The 19,653-nt window shown below is 71.5% G+C and carries 14 protein-coding genes and 3 pseudogenes; 5 read left to right on the plus strand and 12 right to left on the minus strand.

Features of this window, described 5'->3' with window-relative positions; genetic code table 11:
• Window positions 1-130: 130 nt before the first annotated feature.
• From ACFC79_RS13710 to ACFC79_RS13730, 5 genes are all read right to left on the minus strand, one after another.
• Window positions 131-1,846, minus strand: coding sequence for a DEAD/DEAH box helicase (locus ACFC79_RS13710; RefSeq protein ID WP_376239245.1), 1,716 nt, complete (start codon window positions 1,844-1,846; stop codon window positions 131-133).
• A 340-nt stretch (window positions 1,847-2,186) separates the two neighbouring features.
• Window positions 2,187-2,390, minus strand: coding sequence for a cold-shock protein (locus ACFC79_RS13715; RefSeq protein WP_376239248.1), 204 nt, complete (start codon window positions 2,388-2,390; stop codon window positions 2,187-2,189).
• A gap of 312 nt (window positions 2,391-2,702) precedes the next feature.
• Window positions 2,703-3,860, minus strand: coding sequence for an acetyl-CoA C-acetyltransferase (locus ACFC79_RS13720; RefSeq protein WP_376239250.1), 1,158 nt, complete (start codon window positions 3,858-3,860; stop codon window positions 2,703-2,705).
• 32 nt (window positions 3,861-3,892) lie between these two features.
• Window positions 3,893-4,504: a TetR/AcrR family transcriptional regulator gene (locus ACFC79_RS13725; protein ID WP_376239252.1), complete on the minus strand. Its 612-nt coding sequence runs from the start codon at window positions 4,502-4,504 to the stop codon at window positions 3,893-3,895.
• Between the two features lie 108 nt (window positions 4,505-4,612).
• Window positions 4,613-5,395: an SDR family oxidoreductase gene (locus ACFC79_RS13730; RefSeq protein WP_376239254.1), complete on the minus strand. Its 783-nt coding sequence runs from the start codon at window positions 5,393-5,395 to the stop codon at window positions 4,613-4,615.
• Between the two features lie 93 nt (window positions 5,396-5,488).
• Between ACFC79_RS13730 and ACFC79_RS13735 the strand changes: the two genes are divergently transcribed.
• From ACFC79_RS13735 to ACFC79_RS13745, 3 genes are read left to right on the plus strand one after another with little or no spacing between them, the layout of a single operon-like run.
• A complete protein-coding gene (locus tag ACFC79_RS13735) occupies window positions 5,489-6,361 on the plus strand; it encodes an enoyl-CoA hydratase (RefSeq protein WP_376239256.1) in 873 nt (290 codons plus the stop codon).
• Window positions 6,361-7,506, plus strand: a complete 1,146-nt coding sequence (locus tag ACFC79_RS13740) for an acyl-CoA dehydrogenase family protein (protein WP_376239259.1) — start codon at window positions 6,361-6,363, stop codon at window positions 7,504-7,506. The genes ACFC79_RS13735 and ACFC79_RS13740 overlap by 1 nt, the downstream gene beginning before the upstream one ends.
• Window positions 7,506-8,552, plus strand: coding sequence for an acyl-CoA dehydrogenase family protein (locus tag ACFC79_RS13745; protein WP_376239261.1), 1,047 nt, complete (start codon window positions 7,506-7,508; stop codon window positions 8,550-8,552). Before ACFC79_RS13740 ends, ACFC79_RS13745 begins: the two co-directional genes overlap by 1 nt.
• A gap of 28 nt (window positions 8,553-8,580) precedes the next feature.
• Here ACFC79_RS13745 and ACFC79_RS13750 read toward each other — a convergent pair whose 3' ends face one another.
• The 4 genes and pseudogenes from ACFC79_RS13750 to ACFC79_RS13765 all read right to left on the minus strand — a co-directional run bounded on the left by ACFC79_RS13750 (window position 8,581) and on the right by ACFC79_RS13765 (window position 11,400).
• Window positions 8,581-9,126: a pyridoxamine 5'-phosphate oxidase family protein gene (locus tag ACFC79_RS13750; RefSeq protein WP_376239264.1), complete on the minus strand. Its 546-nt coding sequence runs from the start codon at window positions 9,124-9,126 to the stop codon at window positions 8,581-8,583.
• A gap of 145 nt (window positions 9,127-9,271) precedes the next feature.
• Entirely contained in the window at window positions 9,272-9,781 is a 510-nt protein-coding gene (locus tag ACFC79_RS13755) for a hypothetical protein (protein WP_376239266.1), read from the minus strand.
• Window positions 9,782-9,894: 113 nt separating this feature from the next.
• Window positions 9,895-10,137, minus strand: a pseudogene (locus tag ACFC79_RS13760) (VWA domain-containing protein); the annotation flags it as partial.
• 47 nt (window positions 10,138-10,184) lie between these two features.
• Window positions 10,185-11,400 (minus strand): annotated as a pseudogene (locus tag ACFC79_RS13765) (RNA-guided endonuclease InsQ/TnpB family protein).
• Between the two features lie 51 nt (window positions 11,401-11,451).
• Here ACFC79_RS13765 and tnpA point away from each other — a divergent pair.
• Window positions 11,452-11,880 carry an IS200/IS605 family transposase gene (gene tnpA, locus ACFC79_RS13770; RefSeq protein ID WP_376239268.1) on the plus strand — a complete coding sequence of 143 codons (429 nt, stop codon included), beginning with the start codon at window positions 11,452-11,454 and terminating at the stop codon, window positions 11,878-11,880.
• A gap of 70 nt (window positions 11,881-11,950) precedes the next feature.
• Here tnpA and ACFC79_RS13775 read toward each other — a convergent pair.
• A pseudogene (locus tag ACFC79_RS13775) lies at window positions 11,951-12,121 on the minus strand (toxic cation resistance protein); the annotation flags it as partial.
• A 195-nt stretch (window positions 12,122-12,316) separates the two neighbouring features.
• Between ACFC79_RS13775 and ACFC79_RS13780 the strand changes: the two are divergent.
• Complete coding sequence (locus tag ACFC79_RS13780) at window positions 12,317-13,240, plus strand: rhomboid family intramembrane serine protease (protein ID WP_376239271.1); 924 nt, start codon at window positions 12,317-12,319, stop codon at window positions 13,238-13,240.
• A gap of 162 nt (window positions 13,241-13,402) precedes the next feature.
• Here ACFC79_RS13780 and ACFC79_RS13785 read toward each other — a convergent pair whose 3' ends face one another.
• Together ACFC79_RS13785 and gltB are read right to left on the minus strand one after the other, a co-directional pair.
• On the minus strand, window positions 13,403-14,932 hold the full coding sequence (locus ACFC79_RS13785; protein WP_376239273.1) for a glutamate synthase subunit beta: 1,530 nt from the start codon (window positions 14,930-14,932) through the stop codon (window positions 13,403-13,405).
• Window positions 14,925-19,493 carry a glutamate synthase large subunit gene (gltB, locus tag ACFC79_RS13790; RefSeq protein ID WP_376239275.1) on the minus strand — a complete coding sequence of 1,523 codons (4,569 nt, stop codon included), beginning with the start codon at window positions 19,491-19,493 and terminating at the stop codon, window positions 14,925-14,927. Before gltB ends, ACFC79_RS13785 begins: the two co-directional genes overlap by 8 nt.
• Window positions 19,494-19,653: the final 160 nt, after the last annotated feature.

The following is a 19,653-nucleotide window of genomic DNA, read 5'->3' on the forward strand; positions in this document are numbered from 1 at the left end:
CGGGGCAGAGGAGCGGGCGGGGCAGAGGAGCGGGCGGGGCAGAGGAGCGGGTGGGGCGGGGTGCCGGACGTGCCGGATGCCTCGCCCGGCCGCCGTCTGCCGGGCGGCCGGGCGAGGCATCCGCCGCCGACTACGCGGCCCGGCGTCCGCCGCGTCCCGGACGCTCGGCGCCGCCGCGTCCGGCTCCGGACCGGGAGCGCCCGGCGCCGGCCCCGGCACCCCGCGCCGAACCGGCCGTACCCGCCGATCCGGAGCGGCCCGCGCCACCGGACCGGCCGCCCGTACCGGAGGCACGGGAGGAACCGCCCGCGCCCCCACCGGCGGCGGAGCCGCCCGTCCCCCGGCCCTCGCCGTCACCGCTCCGGCCGCTGCCACCGCGTCGGCGACGACGACCGCCCGTGCGGGGGCCGGACTCACCCGGCGTGTCCGCACCGGACCGGGTGCGCTGCTTCGGCGGGGCCACCGGCTGCGGGACCTCGATGACGACAGCGACACCGGACGGTTCGCGGGCCCCGGTGATCCTGCTGAGCTCCGCGTCGCCGGACCTGACGCGGGCAGTGCGCGGCACGATGCCCGCGTCGGCCATCAGCCGGGTCATCTCCCGCTTCTCCTCGGGCAGCACCAGGGTGACGACGCTGCCGGACTCCCCGGCCCGCGCGGTGCGCCCGCCGCGGTGGAGGTAGTCCTTGTGATCGGTCGGCGGATCGACGTTCACGACGAGGTCGAGATCGTCCACATGAATGCCGCGCGCCGCCACGTTGGTCGCGACGAGCGCGGTGACCTGGCCGTTCTTGAACTGGTCCAGCGTCCGGTTGCGCTGCGGCTGCGAACGTCCGCCGTGCAGGGCGGCGGCCCGCACACCGCTGGCCAGCAGCCGCTTGGCGAAGCGGTCGGCGGACCGCTTGGTGTCCACGAACATGATCACGCGACCGTCGCGGGCGGCGATCCGGGTGGCGACCGCCTTCTTGTCGGTCTCGTCGGCCACGTGCAGCACGTGGTGCTCCATGGTGGTGACCGCCCCGGCCGACGGGTCGACCGAGTGCACGACGGGGTCGGTCAGGAACATCCTGACCAGACGGTCGATGTTCGCGTCGAGCGTCGCCGAGAACAGCATCCGCTGCCCGTCCGGCTCGACCTGCTTGAGCAGGGCGACGACCTGCGGCATGAAGCCCATGTCGGCCATCTGGTCGGCCTCGTCGAGGACGGTGACGGCGACCCGGTCGAGCCGGCAGTCGCCGCGCTCGATGAGGTCCTTGAGCCGCCCCGGGGTGGCGACGAGCACTTCGGCACCGCGGCGCAGCGCACCGGACTGCCGGGTGATCGACATCCCGCCGACGACGGTGGTCAGGCGCAGTTGCAGGGAGGTCGCGTACGGCGTCAGGGCATCGGTGACCTGCTGGGCGAGCTCCCGGGTCGGGACGAGGACCAGGGCGAGAGGGGTGCGCGGCTCGGCGCGGCGCCCGGCGGTGCGGGCCAGCATCGCGAGCCCGAACGCGAGGGTCTTTCCGGAGCCGGTACGACCGCGGCCGAGGATGTCCCGGCCGGCCAGCGAGTTCGGCAGGGTGGCGCCCTGGATCGGGAAGGGGGCGGTGACCCCCTGCGCGGCCAGGGTCTTCAGCAGGGCTGCGGGCATGTCCAGCTCGGCGAACGCCTCGACGGCGGGCAGGGCCGGGGTCATGGTTTCGGGCAGGGCGAACTCTCCCTGCGGCGGCGTGGCCCTGCGACGGGACGACGCCTTGCCGGGTCCCTTGCCGGAACCCTTGGCGGTCGCCTTTGCCGGGGCCGTACCGCGCCCCCTCGACGGGCGGTTGCGGGCGGGACGGTCCTGGCGCTCGGAGCGGGTCATACGGAATTGCCCTCCTGGGGGATTCCTGAGGATTCCCAGGAATCCCCGGAAACCGCCGGGAACCGCTGGGACTACGGGACTACGGGACTACGGGACTACAAGTCTGCTGGACTGCTGCTGGACTGCTGAGACCGCTGCTGGGTGTACGCGGGCCGCCGTGGCTGCGCGCGGGACCGGCCGGACCGCGGGGACCGGCCGGACGGACCGGGCCGGAGGGGACCGCCCGGTCCGTCCGCCCCCTGCGGGACGGCGCGCTGCCGCGTCGTGCGCCGGGGACAGCACAAGCCGGGACCCGCACCTTGACGGTGCGGGCCCCGGCTGCGGGTTACGCGTCCGACGGTCAGGCCGGGACGATGTTCTCCGCCTGCGGGCCCTTCTGGCCCTGCGTGACGTCGAAGGTCACCTTCTGGCCCTCGTGCAGCTCACGGAAGCCGGAGGACGCGATGTTGGAGTAGTGGGCGAAGACGTCGGCGCCGCCGCCGTCCTGCTCGATGAAGCCGAAGCCCTTTTCCGAGTTGAACCACTTCACGGTTCCAGTGGCCATGTCATTCTCCTCAAACAGGTGCAGTGCCGGAAATCCGCACTTTACGAATTCCAAGTCGCCGCATTGAGCCCCATCCGGAGAAAGCCGGAAAACAATAATGCGCCTGACGAAGCATTCCCGTCAGGCGCACATAAAGTTCATGGGTACCAAAACTGCAACGTGGCAACGGTAGCACGTCCCACCGGTCCGCGAACGGAAGGCGTCGCTCGTCGACCGGCTGCGTTCCGGCCCCGCCCTTGGCACAACTGGCCGGGAGCGGGGCCGGGACTCCGCCGAATTCGTCCGCGCGGCACCGCCCGGCCACGCGGGCGGTCAGAGCCGTTCGATGATCGTCACGTTCGCCTGGCCGCCGCCCTCGCACATGGTCTGGAGCCCGTAGCGGCCCCCCGTCCGTTCCAGTTCGTGCAGCAGCGTGGTCAGGAGTTTCGCCCCGGTCGCGCCGAGCGGGTGGCCCAGCGCGATCGCGCCGCCGTTGACGTTCACCCGGTCGGGATCGGCCCCGGTCTCCTTCAGCCAGGCCAGGACGACCGGGGCGAACGCCTCGTTGATCTCGACGAGGTCGAAGTCGTCGATCGTCATGCCGGTCCTCTCCAGGGCGCGGGCGGTGGCCGGGATCGGCGCCGAGAGCATGCGGATCGGGTCCTCGCCGCGTACCGAGAGGTGATGAATCCGGGCGCGAGGAGTGAGGCCGTGCTCCGCGACGGCGCGTTCGGAGGCGATGAGCACGGCGGCGGCACCGTCGGAGACCTGGGAGGAGCACGCGGCGGTGATCGTGCCGCCCTCCACGACCGGCTTGAGCGCCGCCATCTTCTCCAGGGAGGTGTCGCGGCGCGGACCCTCGTCGGTGGTGACGTCGCCGAGGGCGACGATCTCGCGTGCGAAGCGGCCCTCGTCGATGGCGCGGATCGCGCGCCGGTGGGAGCGGAGGGCGAACTCCTCCATGTCGAGGCGGCTGATGCCCCACTTCTCGGCGATCAACTGGGCGCCGTGGAACTGGTCGACCGGTGCGTCGCCGTACCGGGCGCGCCAGCCCGCGCTGCCCGCGTACGGGCCGTCGGTCAGGCCGAGCGGGTCGGCGGCCCGGCGGGAGGCGAAGGCGATCGGGATCTGCGTCATGCTCTGGGTGCCGCCCGCGACGACCAGGTCCTGGGTGCCGGAGAGGACGCCCTGGGCGGCGAAGTGCACGGCCTGCTGGGAGGAGCCGCACTGGCGGTCGACGGTGACGCCCGGGACCTCCTCGGGCAGTCCGGCCGCCAGCCAGCAGGTCCGCGCGATGTCCCCGGCCTGCGGGCCCACGGTGTCCAGGCAGCCGAACACCACGTCGTCGACGGCCGCCGGATCGATACCGGACCGCCGTACGAGGGCCTTGACGGCGTGGGCGCCGAGGTCGGCGGGGTGGACCGCACCGAGTCCCCCGCCGCGCCGGCCGACCGGGGTGCGTACCGCTTCGACTATGTATGCCTCGGCCATGACTGCTGCTCCTTCGCGGGGTGTCACACGGGTCAGGTGTCCAGGGCGATGCCGTCCAGGACCATCGAGAGGTACTGGCGAGCGATCTCGTCGGGGCTGTGCTGTCCGCCGGGTCGGTACCAGGACGCCGCGACCCAGACGGTGTCGCGGACGAAGCGGTAGGTGAGGCGGATGTCGAGGTCGGCGCGGAAGGACTTGTCGGCGACGCCGCGTTCGAGCGTGCCGAGCCAGGCCTGCTCGAACTTCCGCTGGGAGTCGGCGAGATACTGGAAGCGCGGCTGGGCCGCCAGGTGCTTGGACTCCTTCTGGTAGATCGCGACGGCGGCGCGGTGCCGGTCGATCTCCCGGAAGGACTCGGTGACGAGGGCCTCGATGGTCTCCCGGGGCCCGAGCCCGGCGGCGAGCACCGTGTCGTAGCCCTCCCAGAGTTCGGTGAGGAAGGTCGAGAGGATCTCGTCGATCATCGACTCCTTGGAGTCGAAGTGGTAGTAGAGGCTGCCCGCGAGCATCCCTGCCTCGTCCGCGATCCTGCGGACCGTGGTGGCGTTGTATCCGTGCGCGGCGAACACCTCGGCGGCGGTGTCGAGCAGTTCGCGGCGACGCTCGGGCGAGGGGGTCACCTGGGGCTTCTTCTTTGTAGGCACCCGCCCATTCTCCGCCCGCCGCACTCCGCCGGGGGCGGCGCGGGGCCCGTCGGCGCCCCCGGCGCCCGCGTCGCCGCGGACCGCGCGGCCGGCGCGGCGGCGCCCCGCTCAGGCACGCCGGCTGCTGACGGCGACGACCTCGCCCGTCATGTACGAGGAGTAGCCGCTGGCAAGAAAGACGATGACGTTGGCGACCTCCCACGGTTCCGCCCAGCGGCCGAACGCCTCCTTCGCGGTCAGTTCGTCGAGGAGTTCGGCGGAGGTGACCTTCACCAGGTGCGGGTGCATGGCGAGGCTGGGTGCGACGGCGTTGACGCGCACGCCGTACTCGGCCGCCTCGACCGCGGCGCACCGGGTGAGCGCCATGACACCCGCCTTGGCCGCGGCGTAGTGGGCCTGACCGCTCTGGGCGCGCCAGCCGACGACGGAGGCGTTGTTGACGACGACGCCGCCGCGGCCCGCCGTCCGCATGGCGCGCAGGGCGGCCCGGGTGCAGCGGAAGGTGCCGTTCAGGGTGACGTCGAGGACCTTGGTCCACTGCTCGTCGGTCATCTCGGTGAGCGTCGCGGTGCCACCGAGGCCGGCGTTGTTGACGACGATGTCGAGTCCGCCGTGGGTGCGTTCGGCGAGCGCGAGGAGTGCCTGGACCTGGGACTCGTCGGTGACGTCGCAGGGCAGGGCGGCGACCCGGCCGGCGCCGAACTCGTCGGCGAGGGCCCGTTCGGTCTCCTTCAGCCGTCGGGCGTGCGTGTCGCCGATGACGACGCGGGCGCCCTCCTCCAGGAACCTGCGCACGGTGGCGCCGCCTATTCCGGCGCCCGCGGCGGCGGTGACGACGGCGCCCCGGCCGGCCAGCAGCCCGTGTCCGGGTACGTACTGCGGTGCGTTCACGCCCGTGCCTCCTCGGTGCCGTTCCGCGGGGTGCTCGACGGTGCCCGACCCGTACGTTAACCTACCAAACACTTGTTAGGGAAGGATGAGCCGATGCCCGCTGCCCACGACACGTCCGCCGACCGCCCCGACACCGAACCCGTGCTGTACGAACGCCGGGGCGCGGTCGCGTACGTGACGCTGAACCGTCCCCGCTACCGCAACGCGCAGAACTCGGCGATGACCTATGCCCTGGACGCCGCGTTCTACCGGGCCGCCGAGGACGGCGAGGTCAAGGTGGTCGTGCTCGGCGGCGCCGGGGACCACTTCTCCGCGGGCCACGACATCGGCTCCCCGGGACGCGACGCCCATCTCCCGTTCGGGCGCCGGGCCGGGCTGTGGTGGGACCACACCGACAAGGCGGGGGCGGAGAGCCGCTTCGCCCGCGAGTCGGAGGTGTACCTCGGCATGTGCAGGCGCTGGCGCGAGCTGCCGAAGCCGGTCGTCGCCGCCGTCCGGGGGGCCTGCGTGGCGGGCGGGCTGATGCTCGCCTGGGTGTGCGACCTGATCGTGGCGAGCGAGGACGCCTTCTTCGCCGATCCGGTGGTGCGGATGGGCATCCCCGGCGTCGAGTACTTCGCCCACCCGTGGGTGATGCCGCCCCGGATCGCCAAGGAGTTCCTGTACACCGGCGACCGGATGACCGCCCGCCGGGCGTACGAGATCGGCATGGTGAACAAGGTGGTGGCGGACGGGGAACTCACCTCCTCGGTCGATGAGTTGGCGCAGCGCATCGCACGGATGCCGCGCCTCGGGCTGGCCCTCGCCAAGCGCGCGGTCAACCAGGCCGAGGACCTCCAGGGGCTGCACACCGGCCTGGACTCGGTCTTCGGGCTGCATCACCTCGCGCACGCGCACAACGCGGAGACGGCGGCCGACCCGCTCGGCGGCATGGACGTCGCCGCGATGAAGCGGGCGGGCAGCTGATGGACCTGTCGTACACCGCCGGGCAGCAGGACTTCCGGGCCGAGGCCCGTGCCTGGCTGCGGGAGCACGTACCGGACCGGCCGCTGCCGTCGCTGGAGACCGCCGAGGGGTTCGCCGCGCACCGCGCCTGGGAGGCGACGCTGCACACGGACCGCTGGTCGGCCGTGTCCTGGCCGCGCGCCTACGGGGGCCGGGGGGTGGACATCTTCCACTGGCTGGTCTTCGAGGAGGAGTACTACGCGGCGGGCGCGCCCGGCCGGGTCTCGCAGAACGGCATCAACCTCCTGGCCCCCACCCTCCTCGACCACGGCACCGAGGAGCAGCGGGCCCGGATCCTGCCGTCGATGGCGAGCGGCGAGGTGATCTGGGCGCAGGCGTGGTCGGAGCCGGAGGCGGGCTCGGACCTGGCGTCGCTGCGATCACGGGCGGTGCGCACGGACGGCGGCTGGCTGCTGTCGGGGCAGAAGACCTGGTCCTCGCGGGCCGCGTTCGCGGACCGGGCGTTCGGCATCTTCCGCACGGATCCGGCGCCCGCGAAGCCGCACCACGGGCTGACGTACCTCATGTTCGACCTGTCGGCGCCGGGGGTGACGGTGCGGCCGATCGGGCGGCTGGACGGCAAGCCGGCCTTCGCCGAACTGTTCCTGGACGAGGTGTTCGTACCGGACGCGGACGTCATCGGGGAGCCTGGGCAGGGCTGGCGGATCGCCATGGCGACGACGGGCAACGAGCGCGGGCTGACGCTCCGCTCCCCCGGCCGGTTCCTCGCGGCGGCGGACCGGCTGGCCGGACTGTGGCGCGCGCACGGCGACCCCTCGGACACCGCGCTGCGCGACCGGGTCGCCGACGCGGTGATCGGGGCACGCGCCTACCAGCTCTTCACCTGCGCGGGCGCCTCGCGGTTCGCGGCGGGGGCGGCCATCGGCGCCGAATCGAGCCTGAACAAGGTGTTCTGGTCCGAGTACGACATCGCCCTGCACGAGACGGCGCTCGATCTGCTGGGCCCGGACGCGGAGTCGGCCGATTCCCCGTGGGCCGAGGGGTACGTCTTCTCCCTCGCGGGCCCCATCTACGCGGGCACCAACGAGATCCAGCGCGACATCGTCGCCGAGCGTCTGCTCGGCCTGCCGAAGGGACGGCGCTAATGCGTTTCCTCCTCGACGACGAGCAGCGCGACTTCGCCCGCTCGCTGGACGCGATGCTGACGGCCGCGGACACGCCCGCGGTGGTACGGGCCTGGGCGGCGGGCGACCACGGGCCGGGCCGGACGCTCTGGAACCGGCTGGCGGAGGCGGGGGTGTTCGCCCTCGCGGTCCCGGAGCCGTACGGGGGTGTCGGACCGTTGCCGGTGGAACTGGCGGTCGCCTTCACCGAGTTGGGGCGGCACGCGGTGCCGGGGCCGGTGGTGGAGACGGTCGCGGCCGGGGTGCTGCTGGCCGGGGCGGACGAGGCGGCGGCGAAGGAGTGGCTGCCGCGACTGGCGTCGGGGGCGGCGACGGCGACGCTCCGCACGGACGGGTACGGGCCGTACGCGCTGGACGCGGACGCGGTGGACGCCGTGTTCACGGTGAGCGGCGACGAGTTGCGGCTCGCCCCCGGGCCCGGCGCCCTCACGGTCTCGACGGACCCGGCCCGGCGGCTGCTGAGCCCTCCGCCGGGCGGGGAGTTGCTGGCGTCCGGGCCGCGGGTGGTCCGGGCGGCCGTGCGGGCCGGCCGGTGGGCGTCGTTCGCGACGGCCGCGCAGGCGCTCGGTGTCGGGGAGGCGCTGCTGCGGGCCACGGTCGCCCACGTCGGGCGGCGCAGCCAGTTCGGTGCGCCGATCGGGTCGTTCCAGGCGGTCAAGCACCGGCTCGCGGACGTCCTGCTCGGGCTGGAGTTCGCCCGCCCGCTGCTGTACGGGGCGGCGGTCGCGCTGGCCGAGGGGGCGCCGGACGCCGACGCGGAGGTGGCGGCGGCGAAGGTGACGGCGGGCGAGGCCGGGTACGCGGCGGCGCGGGCGGCGCTGCAACTCCACGGTGCGGTGGGGTACACCGAGGAACTGGACCTGTCGCTGTGGCTCCGCAAGGCACGGCCGTTGCGGGATGCGTGGGGGACGCCCGGAGCCTGCCGGGCGCGGGTGCTGGCGAAGCCCGCGGGGCCCGCCGGCCAGGACGCCTCCCGCACGCCGGACCGGGGAGCGGGAGGCGCCTGAGCGGCGGGCCGGTCAGGCGCCGGTCCGGTCAGGGGTCGGTTCTGGCGATGTTGTCCGGGCCCCGGCGGATGGTGCGCACCGGCACGCCGGGCCGCCACACCCGTACCACAAGTTCCTCGCCCTCCAGGCCCGTCAGGACCACCTCCGCGATTTCCGCGCGGAAGAGGTGGAACGGTTCCGGTGGCTTCACCTCGGCGACGAAGCGGGCCAGGACGTCGGGATCGGTCACCTCCACCGCGCGGCCGGACACCCGGACGTCGCCGTCCGCCATCTCGGCGTCCGGGCCCGGGTTCGCCTGCACCGCGAACCGCGGGTCGCGCCGGAGGTCCTGCGCCTTGCGCGAGTACGGCATCATGCCGAGCCACAGCTCGCCGAAGCGGAAGTCCACCTCCAGGCCGGTCACCCGCGGGGATCCGTCCTTGCGGAGGGTTGCCAGGACGTGGTGCCGGTACTGCCCGAAGCGGGTGCGAACGGTGTCGGCGAGGGCGGGCTCGGCCGCCCGGAACTCCGCCCAGGAGTTCCGGGCGGCCGGTGTCGGAGTCGGTGTCGGTGTCGGTGTCGGTGTCGGTGTCATGCGGACATGGAACCCCGGATACCCGACATCCTCTGTCCGGATTCACGGGAGCGGTCGGACGGGAGTGATCGAACGGGAGCGGCAGGTCGGAGCACCACGACCCGCCGCCTCCCCCGATCCGTCCCGGCGAGTGCCGGGCGCCGCCCTACCGGGTGCCGGCCGCCGCCACGGCAGTCCGGATCACCCCGGAGAGCCGGGCCGCGTCCTCGGTGTATCCGGTCAGCACCAGCCGTCCGCCGTCCCGGGGCCGGATGACCAGGTGGACGTCCCAGCCCATGAGCCGGCCCAGGGCGTGGTCCTGCCCGCGCTCGACCACGCCGCGGATCGCCGTCCAGGGCAGTACCCGGGTCTCCCCGGTCCGCCGGTAGACCAGTCCCTGCTCGCGCAGGACGAAGACCTCGCCGTGCCGCCGCAGGGCCCGCAGGCCGTTGGAGACTCCGCCGTAGACGCCGAGGAACGCACCGCCCCACAGCAGCCCGGCGAAATTGGTGCCGTCGCCGTTCGAGGAGAAGACGGCGATGGTCACCGGGATGGCGACGCCTGTGAGGGCCAGGCCGATCAGCAGCACGACGATCGCGACGCGCCCCCGACGATCGTTGTCCGTCGGATGGTTGCGGACGAATGCACCCAACGCGCGCTCGGCTTCCCTGACCATCGGTCCCCCTGAGTCTGTGCGGCAAATGCCGCCAGTCTGTGGGACCTCCGGGCAGGGCGACAAGGGCCCGAGACGAACGGGACAGCGGCAGTGCGCGGAATTCGCCCGCGTCGTCAGCCGACGATTCCCGCGGTCCGGGCCGCCGCCAGCCACTGCGGGAACTCACCGACCAGCCGGTCGTACAACTCCGCGTCCGGCACCCGGCTCGGGTCGGATCCGGCGTGGAAGAAACCCGCGTTGTCGACCGGGCGCTCGGCCGGTACGGGCAGTTCGTCGAGCTTGCGCAGGAAGTCGAACTGGTTGCTGCGCCTGTCGCCGAAGCCGATGAACTGCCAGAACAGCGGAATCGTCCTTGCAGTACTCCCGCGTGACTCCTCCACCCCGTGAACGGGGTGGCTTCTCGCTACGCCTGGTTGGCGTCGCGACGGACCAGCCCGGCCCGTAGAACATTGAGCGCCCCAACATGGTCGGCGTGCGCCCGATGGCCGCAGCTGACGCAATGGAACTTCTCCTGGGTGAGCCGGTTCTCCGCCGAGACATACCCGCATTCGGGGCAGGTCCGGGAGGTGTTGCGGGGGTCCACGGCGATCACTTCCCGTCCGGCGCTTTCAGCCTTGGCGTGCAGGATCGTCAGGAACACCCCCCACCCGGCATCCGAGATCGAACGGTTCAGGCCCGTCTTCGCACTGGCCCCGTTGGACAGGAAGACACCCGGCCGGTCGGGGTCGGGCTTTGGCGCGGCGGCCTTGACCATGTTGCGGATCTTGAGGTCTTCATGCGCAATGACATCATGCTCCCGCACGAGGCCAAGCGCGGTCTTGTGCGCGTGATCAAGGCGCTGACGGCAAACCTTCCGGTGAAGGTCAGCAACCCTCTGAACAGCCCGCTGGTGATTGGCCGACCGCTTGTCACGGCGCACCCGCCCGAACCGGCTGAGCCTTCGCTGTGCAGCATCAAGCTTCGCAGCAGCCTTCCGCGCGTGTCGGGGATTGGTGACGTGCTCCCCATCAGACGTGGTGAGGAAGGAAGCGATGCCCATGTCGATGCCGATCACACCGCCGGTCACCGGAAGCGGCTCGGGCCGGGCCTGCTCGGCAGTCAGGACGACGTACCAGCGGTTGCCTTCGCGCCTGACCGAGACGGTCTTGACCTTGCCGACCACGGCACGGTGCTGGTTGACCTTGACATGCCCGACACCCTGGAAACGGACGCGGGTGACAGGGGCGTGCGGGGTGGAGTCCCAGCGGCACCCGTCCCCGTCCTTCGGGAAGTCCACCGTGTCGAACCAGCTCACGCCCCGGAATCGCGGATATCCGGGTGTTTCCCCGGACTTGATCCGGCGAAAAAAACGCGGCGAACGCCTTGTCCAGACGGCGAAGCGTCGCCTGCTGGGACGAGAAGGACCAGCGGCCCTGACGTTCCGGGTCGAACGCTCGGATGTCCTTGAGCTGCGCGGACTGCTGCCCGTACTTGACCGAGGTCTTCGACACGTGCCGGTAGGCGTCACGACGCTCTTGAAGGGCGCCGTTGTACAACGAGCAGTGATCGCGCAGCATCTCGCCGAGGGCCTGCGCCTGGCGGACGGTGGGCCGCATGAGGAACTTGTACGCACGGATCATTTGGCCCACCCCCTTCCTGGTTAGCCCTGAAGAGCTTACTACGCTTGGTCTATGTCACCACGTTGGGAACCAAATCCCGATATCCGCCGGGGTCGTCACGTCGTCCACAACCTTCACGCCCACTTGGTGTTCGTGACCAAGTACCGGCGGGGGGTCTTCAGCGACGAGATGCTGACCAGGTGCGAGGAGATCATGCGGAACGTCTGCACAGACTTCGGCGCGGACCTGATCGAGTTCAACGGCGAAGAGGACCACGTACACCTTCTTGTGCACTATCCGCCGAAGATCGCTCTGTCCTCCCTGGTCAACTCACTCAAGGGGGTGTCGTCACGCTACCTGCGACAGGAGTTCACCGACCGCGTCAATCGCTTCATCACGCACGGCCGGTTCTGGTCCGGCTCCTACTTCGCCGGGTCCTGCGGCGGGGCTCCGCCGAGCATCGTCGAGCAGTACATCGAGCAGCAGAAACGTCCATCGTAGTCTGCGGGTCAGAGCATTCCTGAGATCGGATTCCCTCCCCGCCTACAGTCGAGGATTCCCTCCGAAGAGAGATGGAACCGGAGTAGTCGAGCACCAGGTAGACCGCGGCCCGCACCCCGCTCATGCCGTTCTTCGTCAGGGAGACCGACGCGTTCTTGTAGAGGCCGACGAGCGCGGGCGCGGTCTCCTCGATCTTCCGGAGGCTGATCGCCGGGCCTGGGGCGGTGGACGAGCCGGTCATGCGGGTACTCCGATCCTCGACGTGCCGGGCTCCCCGGCCCGAGCCGCTTCCTCGAACTGCTGCCTGCGTGCGACGCCAGTGTGCAGGCCCGGGCCGGAGGCACCCGCGCGCACCCCCCGCGCCGATGTTCGCTATGTTGATCGCCGCCGCCCCCACCGGCCGCTTCGTGACCCGCCCACCGTGAAGGAGTCCGCCGTGGAGGCCGCGGCCACCACCTGCTACCGCCACCCGTCCTACGAGACGTATGTGAGCTGCACCCGCTGCGAACGCTTCATCTGCCCCGACTGCATGCGGGAGGCGGCCGTCGGTCATCACTGCGTGGAGTGTGTGCGGGAGGGACAGCGGTCGGTCCGGCAGGCCCGCACGGTGTTCGGCGGTTCCGTGGCACGGTCCGCGGTGCCGCTCGTCACGTACCTGCTGATGGGCCTCAACATCCTCGTGTACCTGGGCGAGTTGGTGTTCCCGGACATCGTCGACCGGTTCGCGATGCTCGGCGCGGGGCTCACCGCCCCCGACGGCAGCCAGTACCTGTACGAGAACGGGAGCTTCATCGGCTTCGACGTGATCGGCGTGGTGGACGGGGAGTGGTACCGGCTGCTGACCGGGGCGTTCCTTCATCTCCCGCCGGGCGGGGCGATGTTGGGACCGCTGCCGTTCGGGGTGCTGCACATCGCCTTCAACATGTACGCGTTGTGGAATCTGGGCCGGGTGGTCGAGGAGCAGTTGGGCCGGGCCCGGTATCTGGCGCTGTACCTGCTGTCCGCGCTGGGCGGCTCGGTCCTGGTGTACCTGATCGCGCCGTTCGACGGCACGGTGGGGGCCTCGGGCGCGATCTTCGGGCTCGGGGCAGCGTTCTACGTCATCAACCGGCGTCTGGGGCGCGACATGCAGGCGGTCAACCGGTTCATGGCCGGGTTCCTGATCTGGATGCTGGTCTCGGCGGGATTCACCTCGTGGCAGGGCCACCTGGGCGGGCTGCTGACCGGGGGGATCGTCACGGTCGCATACGCGTACGCCCCGGCGAAGGGGCGCACGGTGGTCCAGGCCGCCGCGTGCGTGGTGCTGCTCGCCGTGCTGGTGCTGCTGGTGGTGCTCAAGACGTCCGCGCTGTCGGGCTGAACCGGCCGCTCCGGCCCCGTACCGGGGCGCCGCGCCCCTGTTGGCGCGCCGTGCCGCCCGTCCCCGTACATGCCGCGGCGCCTGCCGGGTGTCCGGTCGGGGACGGGCAGGCGCCGCGTCGAGTTCCGTACGCCGTTGTACGGGACATCCTCGGGGCCGTGATCAGACCATGAGCGCGCGGTCCGTCGGGCGGATCGGGGCCGGCAGGGCGCTGGCGCCGGTCAGGTAGCGGTCCACACCGCGCGCCGCGGAGCGGCCCTCGGCGATGGCCCACACGATGAGGGACTGGCCGCGGCCCGCGTCACCGGCGACGAACACGCCGTCGACGTTGGTGGCGAAGTCCGCGTCGCGCGCGACGTTGCCGCGCTCGTCGAGCTCCAGGCCGAACTGCTGGACCAGGCCGTTGGACCGGTCGGTGCCGGTGAAGCCCATGGCGAGGGTGACCAGTTGGGCCGGGATCCTGCGTTCGGTGCCGGGCTTCTGTTCCAGCTTGCCGTCCGTGAACTCCACCTCGACCAGGTGGAGCGCCTGGACGTCGCCGTTCTCGTCGCCCTCGAAGTGGGTGGTGGAGACGGAGTACACCCGCCCCTCCTCGCCCGCCTTCGGGCAGGAGGATCCCTCGTCCGGATCGAGGCCCGCCCTCTTCTGCGCCAGGTACGTGGTCTCCTCGTGCGCGGAGGTGACCTTGTAGAGCATCGGGAAGGTCGGCCAGGGCTGGTTGGCGTTCCGGTCCTCGCCCGGCCTCGGCATGATCTCCAGCTGGGTGACGGACAGGGCGCCCTGGCGGTGGGCGGTGCCGACGCAGTCGGCGCCGGTGTCACCGCCGCCGATGACGACGACGTGCTTGCCCTCGGCGGTGATCGGGGAGACCGTCAGGTCGCCCTCCTGCACCTTGTTGGCGAGCGGCAGGTACTCCATGGCGAAGTGGACGCCATTGAGCTCGCGGCCCGGGACGGGCAGGTCGCGGGAGACGGTGGCACCGGCGGCGACGACGACCGCGTCGTAGCGGCGGCGGAGCTTGGCGGCGTCGATGTCGCGGCCGATCTCCGTCTCGGTGCGGAACTTGGTGCCCTCCGCGCGCATCTGCTCGATGCGGCGGTTGATGTGCGACTTCTCCATCTTGAACTCGGGGATGCCGTACCGCAGCAGGCCCCCGATCCGATCGGCGCGCTCGTAGACGGCGACGGTGTGACCGGCCCGGGTCAGCTGCTGGGCGGCGGCGAGACCCGCCGGGCCCGAGCCGATGACCGCCACGGTCTTGCCGGAGAGCCGCTCGGGCGGCTGCGGGGTGACGTCGCCGTTGCCCCACGCCTTGTCGATGATGGAGACCTCGACGTTCTTGATGGTGACGGCCGGCTGGTTGATGCCGAGCACGCACGCCGACTCGCACGGGGCGGGGCAGAGCCGCCCCGTGAACTCCGGGAAGTTGTTCGTGGCGTGCAGGCGCTCGGACGCCGCCGACCAGTCCTCGCGGTAGGCGTAGTCGTTCCACTCGGGGATGAGGTTCCCGAGCGGGCAGCCGTTGTGGCAGAACGGGATGCCGCAGTCCATGCAGCGGCCCGCCTGCTTGCTGATGATCGGGAGCAGCGAGCCGCGGACGTAGACCTCGTTCCAGTCCTGGACGCGCTCGGCGACGGGGCGGGTCTCGGCGACCTCGCGCCCGGTGGTCAGAAAGCCCTTGGGGTCAGCCATGGGTCGCCGCCTCCATCATCTTCTCGGTGGTCTCCTGTTCGGAGAGACCGGCGAGCTCAGCGGCGTCCTTGGCGGCGAGCACTGCCTTGTACGTGGACGGGATGATCTTGCTGAACCGGGCCACGGCGGTGTCCCAGTCGGCGAGCAGCTTCTCGGCGACGGTGGAACCGGTCTCCTCGTGGTGGCGGCGCACCACGTCGTGCAGCCACTGCCGGTCGGTGTCGGCGAGTTCCTCGATCGCGCCGTGGTTGCCGGCGTTGACGTGGGCGCGGTCCAGGTCGATGACGTAGGCGACGCCGCCCGACATGCCGGCGGCGAAGTTGCGGCCGGTCTCGCCGAGCACGACGGCGTGGCCGCCGGTCATGTATTCGCAGCCGTGATCGCCCACGCCTTCCGAGACGACCGTGGCGCCGGAGTTGCGGACGCAGAACCGCTCGCCGGTACGGCCGCGCAGGAACAGTTCGCCGCCGGTGGCGCCGTAGGCGATGGTGTTGCCCGCGATGGTGGAGTACTCGGCGAGGTGGTCGGCGCCGCGGTCCGGGCGGACGACGATCCGGCCGCCGGAGAGGCCCTTGCCGACGTAGTCGTTGGCGTCGCCCTCCAGGCGCAGCGTCACCCCGCTGGGCACGAAGGCGCCGAAGGACTGGCCGGCCGAGCCGGTGAAGGTGATGTCGATGGTGTCCTGGGGCAGTCCGGCGCCGCCGAACCGCTTGGTCACCTCGTGGCCGAGCATGGTGCCGACGGTCCGGTTGATGTTGCGGATCGCGACCTGGGCCCGGACCGGCCGGGCGGCCTCGGCGCTGCGCGCGTCCAGGGCGTCGGCGGCCAGCCGGATCAGCTCGTTGTCGAGGGCCTTGGCGAGGCCGTGGTCCTGCTCGACGCGCTGGTGGCGGACGGCGTCCGCGGGCAGTTCGGGGACGTGGAAGAGCGGGGCCAGGTCGAGGCCCTGCGCCTTCCAGTGGGTGATCGCCCGGTCTGTGTCGAGCAGTTCGGCGTGGCCGACGGCCTCCTCGATCGTGCGGAAGCCCAGCTCGGCGAGGAGCTCGCGGACCTCCTGCGCGATGAACTCGAAGAAGTTGACGACGTACTCGGCCTTGCCGGAGAACCGGTCCCGCAGGACGGGGTTCTGGGTGGCGATGCCGACCGGGCAGGTGTCCAGGTGGCAGACGCGCATCATGACGCAGCCGGAGACGACGAGCGGCGCGGTGGCGAAACCGAACTCCTCGGCGCCCAGCAGTGCGGCGATGACGACGTCGCGGCCGGTCTTGAGCTGACCGTCGGTCTGCACCACGATCCGGTCGCGCAGGCCGTTGAGCAGCAGGGTCTGCTGGGTCTCGGCGAGGCCCAGCTCCCAGGGGCCGCCCGCGTGCTTGAGCGAGGTGAGCGGGGAGGCACCCGTTCCGCCGTCGTGGCCGGAGATCAGGACGACGTCCGCGTGGGCCTTGGAGACACCGGCGGCGACCGTGCCGACGCCGACCTCGGAGACCAGCTTCACGTGGATGCGGGCCGCCGGGTTGGCGTTCTTGAGGTCGTGGATCAGCTGGGCCAGGTCCTCGATGGAGTAGATGTCGTGGTGCGGCGGCGGGGAGATCAGCCCGACGCCCGGCGTGGAGTGCCGGGTCCTCGCGACCCACGGGTAGACCTTGTGGCCGGGCAGCTGGCCGCCCTCGCCGGGCTTGGCGCCCTGGGCCATCTTGATCTGGATGTCGTCCGCGTTGACCAGGTACTCGCTGGTCACGCCGAAGCGGCCGGAGGCGACCTGCTTGATGGACGAGCGGCGCGCCGGGTCGTGGAGGCGGTCGGGGTCCTCGCCGCCCTCGCCGGTGTTGGACTTGCCGCCCAGCTGGTTCATGGCGATGGCGAGGGTCTCGTGCGCCTCGCGGGAGATCGAGCCGTACGACATGGCGCCGGTGGAGAACCGCTTGACGATCTCGGAGACGGACTCGACCTCGTCGAGGGGGACCGGCTCGCGGTCGGACGTGAAGCCGAACAGGCCGCGCAGCGTCATCAGGCGCTCGGACTGCTCGTTGACCCGGTCGGTGTACTTCTTGAAGATGTCGTAGCGCTTGGTGCGGGTGGCGTGCTGGAGGCGGAAGACCGTCTCCGGGTCGAACAGGTGCGGTTCGCCCTCACGGCGCCACTGGTACTCGCCGCCGATCTCCAGTGCGCGGTGCGAGGCGGAGATGCCGGACGCCGGGTACGCCTTGGCGTGGCGGGCGGCGACCTCGCGGGCGACGACGTCGAGGCCCGCGCCGCCGATCTTGGTGGCGGTGCCGGCGAAGTACGTCGCGACGAAGCCCTCGTCCAGGCCGACCGCCTCGAAGACCTGGGCGCCGCGGTAGGAGGCGACCGTCGAGATGCCCATCTTGGACATGACCTTCAGGACGCCCTTGCCGAGGGCGTGGATCAGGTTGCGGATGGCCCGTTCGGGTTCGATGCCCTCGATGAACGTGCCGGCGCGCACCAGGTCCTCGACGGACTCCATCGCCAGGTACGGGTTGACTGCGGCGGCCCCGTAGCCGATCAGCAGCGCGACGTGGTGGACCTCGCGGACGTCCCCGGCCTCGACCAGCAGCCCGACCTGGGTGCGCTGCTTGGTGCGGATGAGGTGGTGGTGGACGGCCGCGGTGAGCAGCAGCGACGGGATCGGCGCGTGCTCGGCGTCGGAGTGCCGGTCGGACAGGACGACGAGGCGGGCGCCGTCCGTGATCGCGGCATCGACCTCGGTGCAGATCCGGTCGATCCGCGCCGCGAGGGCCTCGGCGCCGCCGCCGACCCGGTAGAGGCCGGAGAGTGTGGCGGCCTTCATGCCCGGCATGTCGCCGTCGGCGTTGATGTGTATCAGTTTGGCCAGCTCGTCGTTGTCGATCACCGGGAACGGCAGGGTGACGCTGCGGCACGAGGCGGCGGTCGGCTCCAGCAGGTTGCCCTGCGGGCCGAGGGTGGAGCGCAGCGAGGTGACGAGTTCCTCGCGGATGGCGTCCAGCGGCGGGTTGGTGACCTGCGCGAACAGCTGGGTGAAGTAGTCGAAGAGCAGCCGGGGGCGCTCGGACAGGGCGGCGATCGGGGAGTCCGTGCCCATGGAGCCCAGCGGTTCGCCGCCGGTGCGGGCCATCGGGGCGAGGATGACCCGGAGCTCTTCCTCGGTGTAGCCGAAGGTCTGCTGGCGGCGGGTGACGGAGGCGTGGGTGTGCACGATGTGCTCGCGCTCCGGGAGGTCGCCGAGCTCGATGACGCCGGCCTCCAGCCACTCCCGGTAGGGCTGCTCGGCGGCCAGCGACGCCTTGATCTCGTCGTCCTCGATGATGCGGCCCTCGGCCGTGTCGACGAGGAACATCCGGCCGGGCTGGAGGCGGCCCTTGCGGACCACCTTCGCGGGGTCGATGTCCAGGACGCCGACCTCGGAGGAGAGCACGACGAGTCCGTCGTCGGTGACCCAGTAGCGTCCGGGGCGCAGTCCGTTGCGGTCCAGGACCGCGCCGACCTGGGTGCCGTCGGTGAAGGTGACGCAGGCGGGGCCGTCCCAGGGCTCCATCATCGTGGAGTGGTACTGGTAGAAGGCCCGCCGTCCGGCGTCCATGGTGGCGGTGGACTCGGGGCTCTCCCATGCCTCGGGGACCATCATCAGCACCGCGTGCGGCAGCGAGCGGCCGCCGAGGTGGAGCAGCTCCAGGACCTCGTCGAAGGAGGCGGAGTCGGAGGCGTCCGGGGTGCAGACGGGGAAGATCCGGTCGAGGCGCGCGTCGCCGAAGAGGGCGGAGGCGAGCTGCGACTCGCGGGCCCGCATCCAGTTGCGGTTGCCCTTGACCGTGTTGATCTCGCCGTTGTGCGCGACGAAGCGGTACGGGTGGGCGAGCGGCCAGCTCGGAAAGGTGTTCGTGGAGAACCGCGAGTGGACCAGGGCGACGGCGGTGGCGAAGCGACGGTCGGAGAGGTCCGGGAAGAACGGCTCCAGCTGCCCGGTGGTGAGCATGCCCTTGTAGACGATCGTGCGGGCGGAGAGCGAGGGGAAGTACACCCCGGCCTCCCGCTCGGCGCGCTTGCGCAGGACGAACGCCTTGCGGTCGAGCGCGATGCCGGTGGACTCGCCGTCGGCGACGAAGAGCTGGCAGAACTCGGGCATGGTGGCGCGGGCGCCGTTGCCGAGGATGTCGGGGGTGACCGGGACCTCGCGTCGGCCGAGGACCTTGAGGCCCTCCTCGGCGGCGATCTTCTCCAGCTTCCGGACGGCCTCGACGGAGTCGCCCGCGGGCAGGAAGGCGATGCCGACGGCGTACGCACCGGCCTCGGGGAGGTCGAAGGCGACCTCCTCGCGGAGGAAGGCGTCCGGCACCTGGAGGAGGATCCCGGCGCCGTCGCCGGAGTCGGGCTCGGAACCGGTGGCGCCGCGGTGTTCGAGGTTGCGCAGTACGGTCAGCGCCTGTTCGACCAGCTCATGGCTGGCCACACCGGTCAGGGTGGCCACGAACCCGACACCGCAGGCGTCGTGTTCGTTACGGGGGTCGTACAGCCCCTGCTGGGCGGGGCGACCGTCCATGGGCGACCAGGCGTCGGTACGCATGGGCTCTCCCGTCGTCGTCGTGGCATGTGCTGTGCCGAGGGACGACGTTGGCCCTCTGCGAAAGTTCGTGCAGATTTACATGATGAGGCGCTTCCCAAGAAGCGGAAAGTTCGTTCCAGCATGCGGACATCACGTGATGCGGCGAGGGTGGTGCGTGGGG

It is taken from the genome of Streptomyces sp. NPDC056061 (genome assembly GCF_042266885.1).
In the GTDB taxonomy this organism is placed as follows: Bacteria; Actinomycetota; Actinomycetes; order Streptomycetales; family Streptomycetaceae; genus Streptomyces.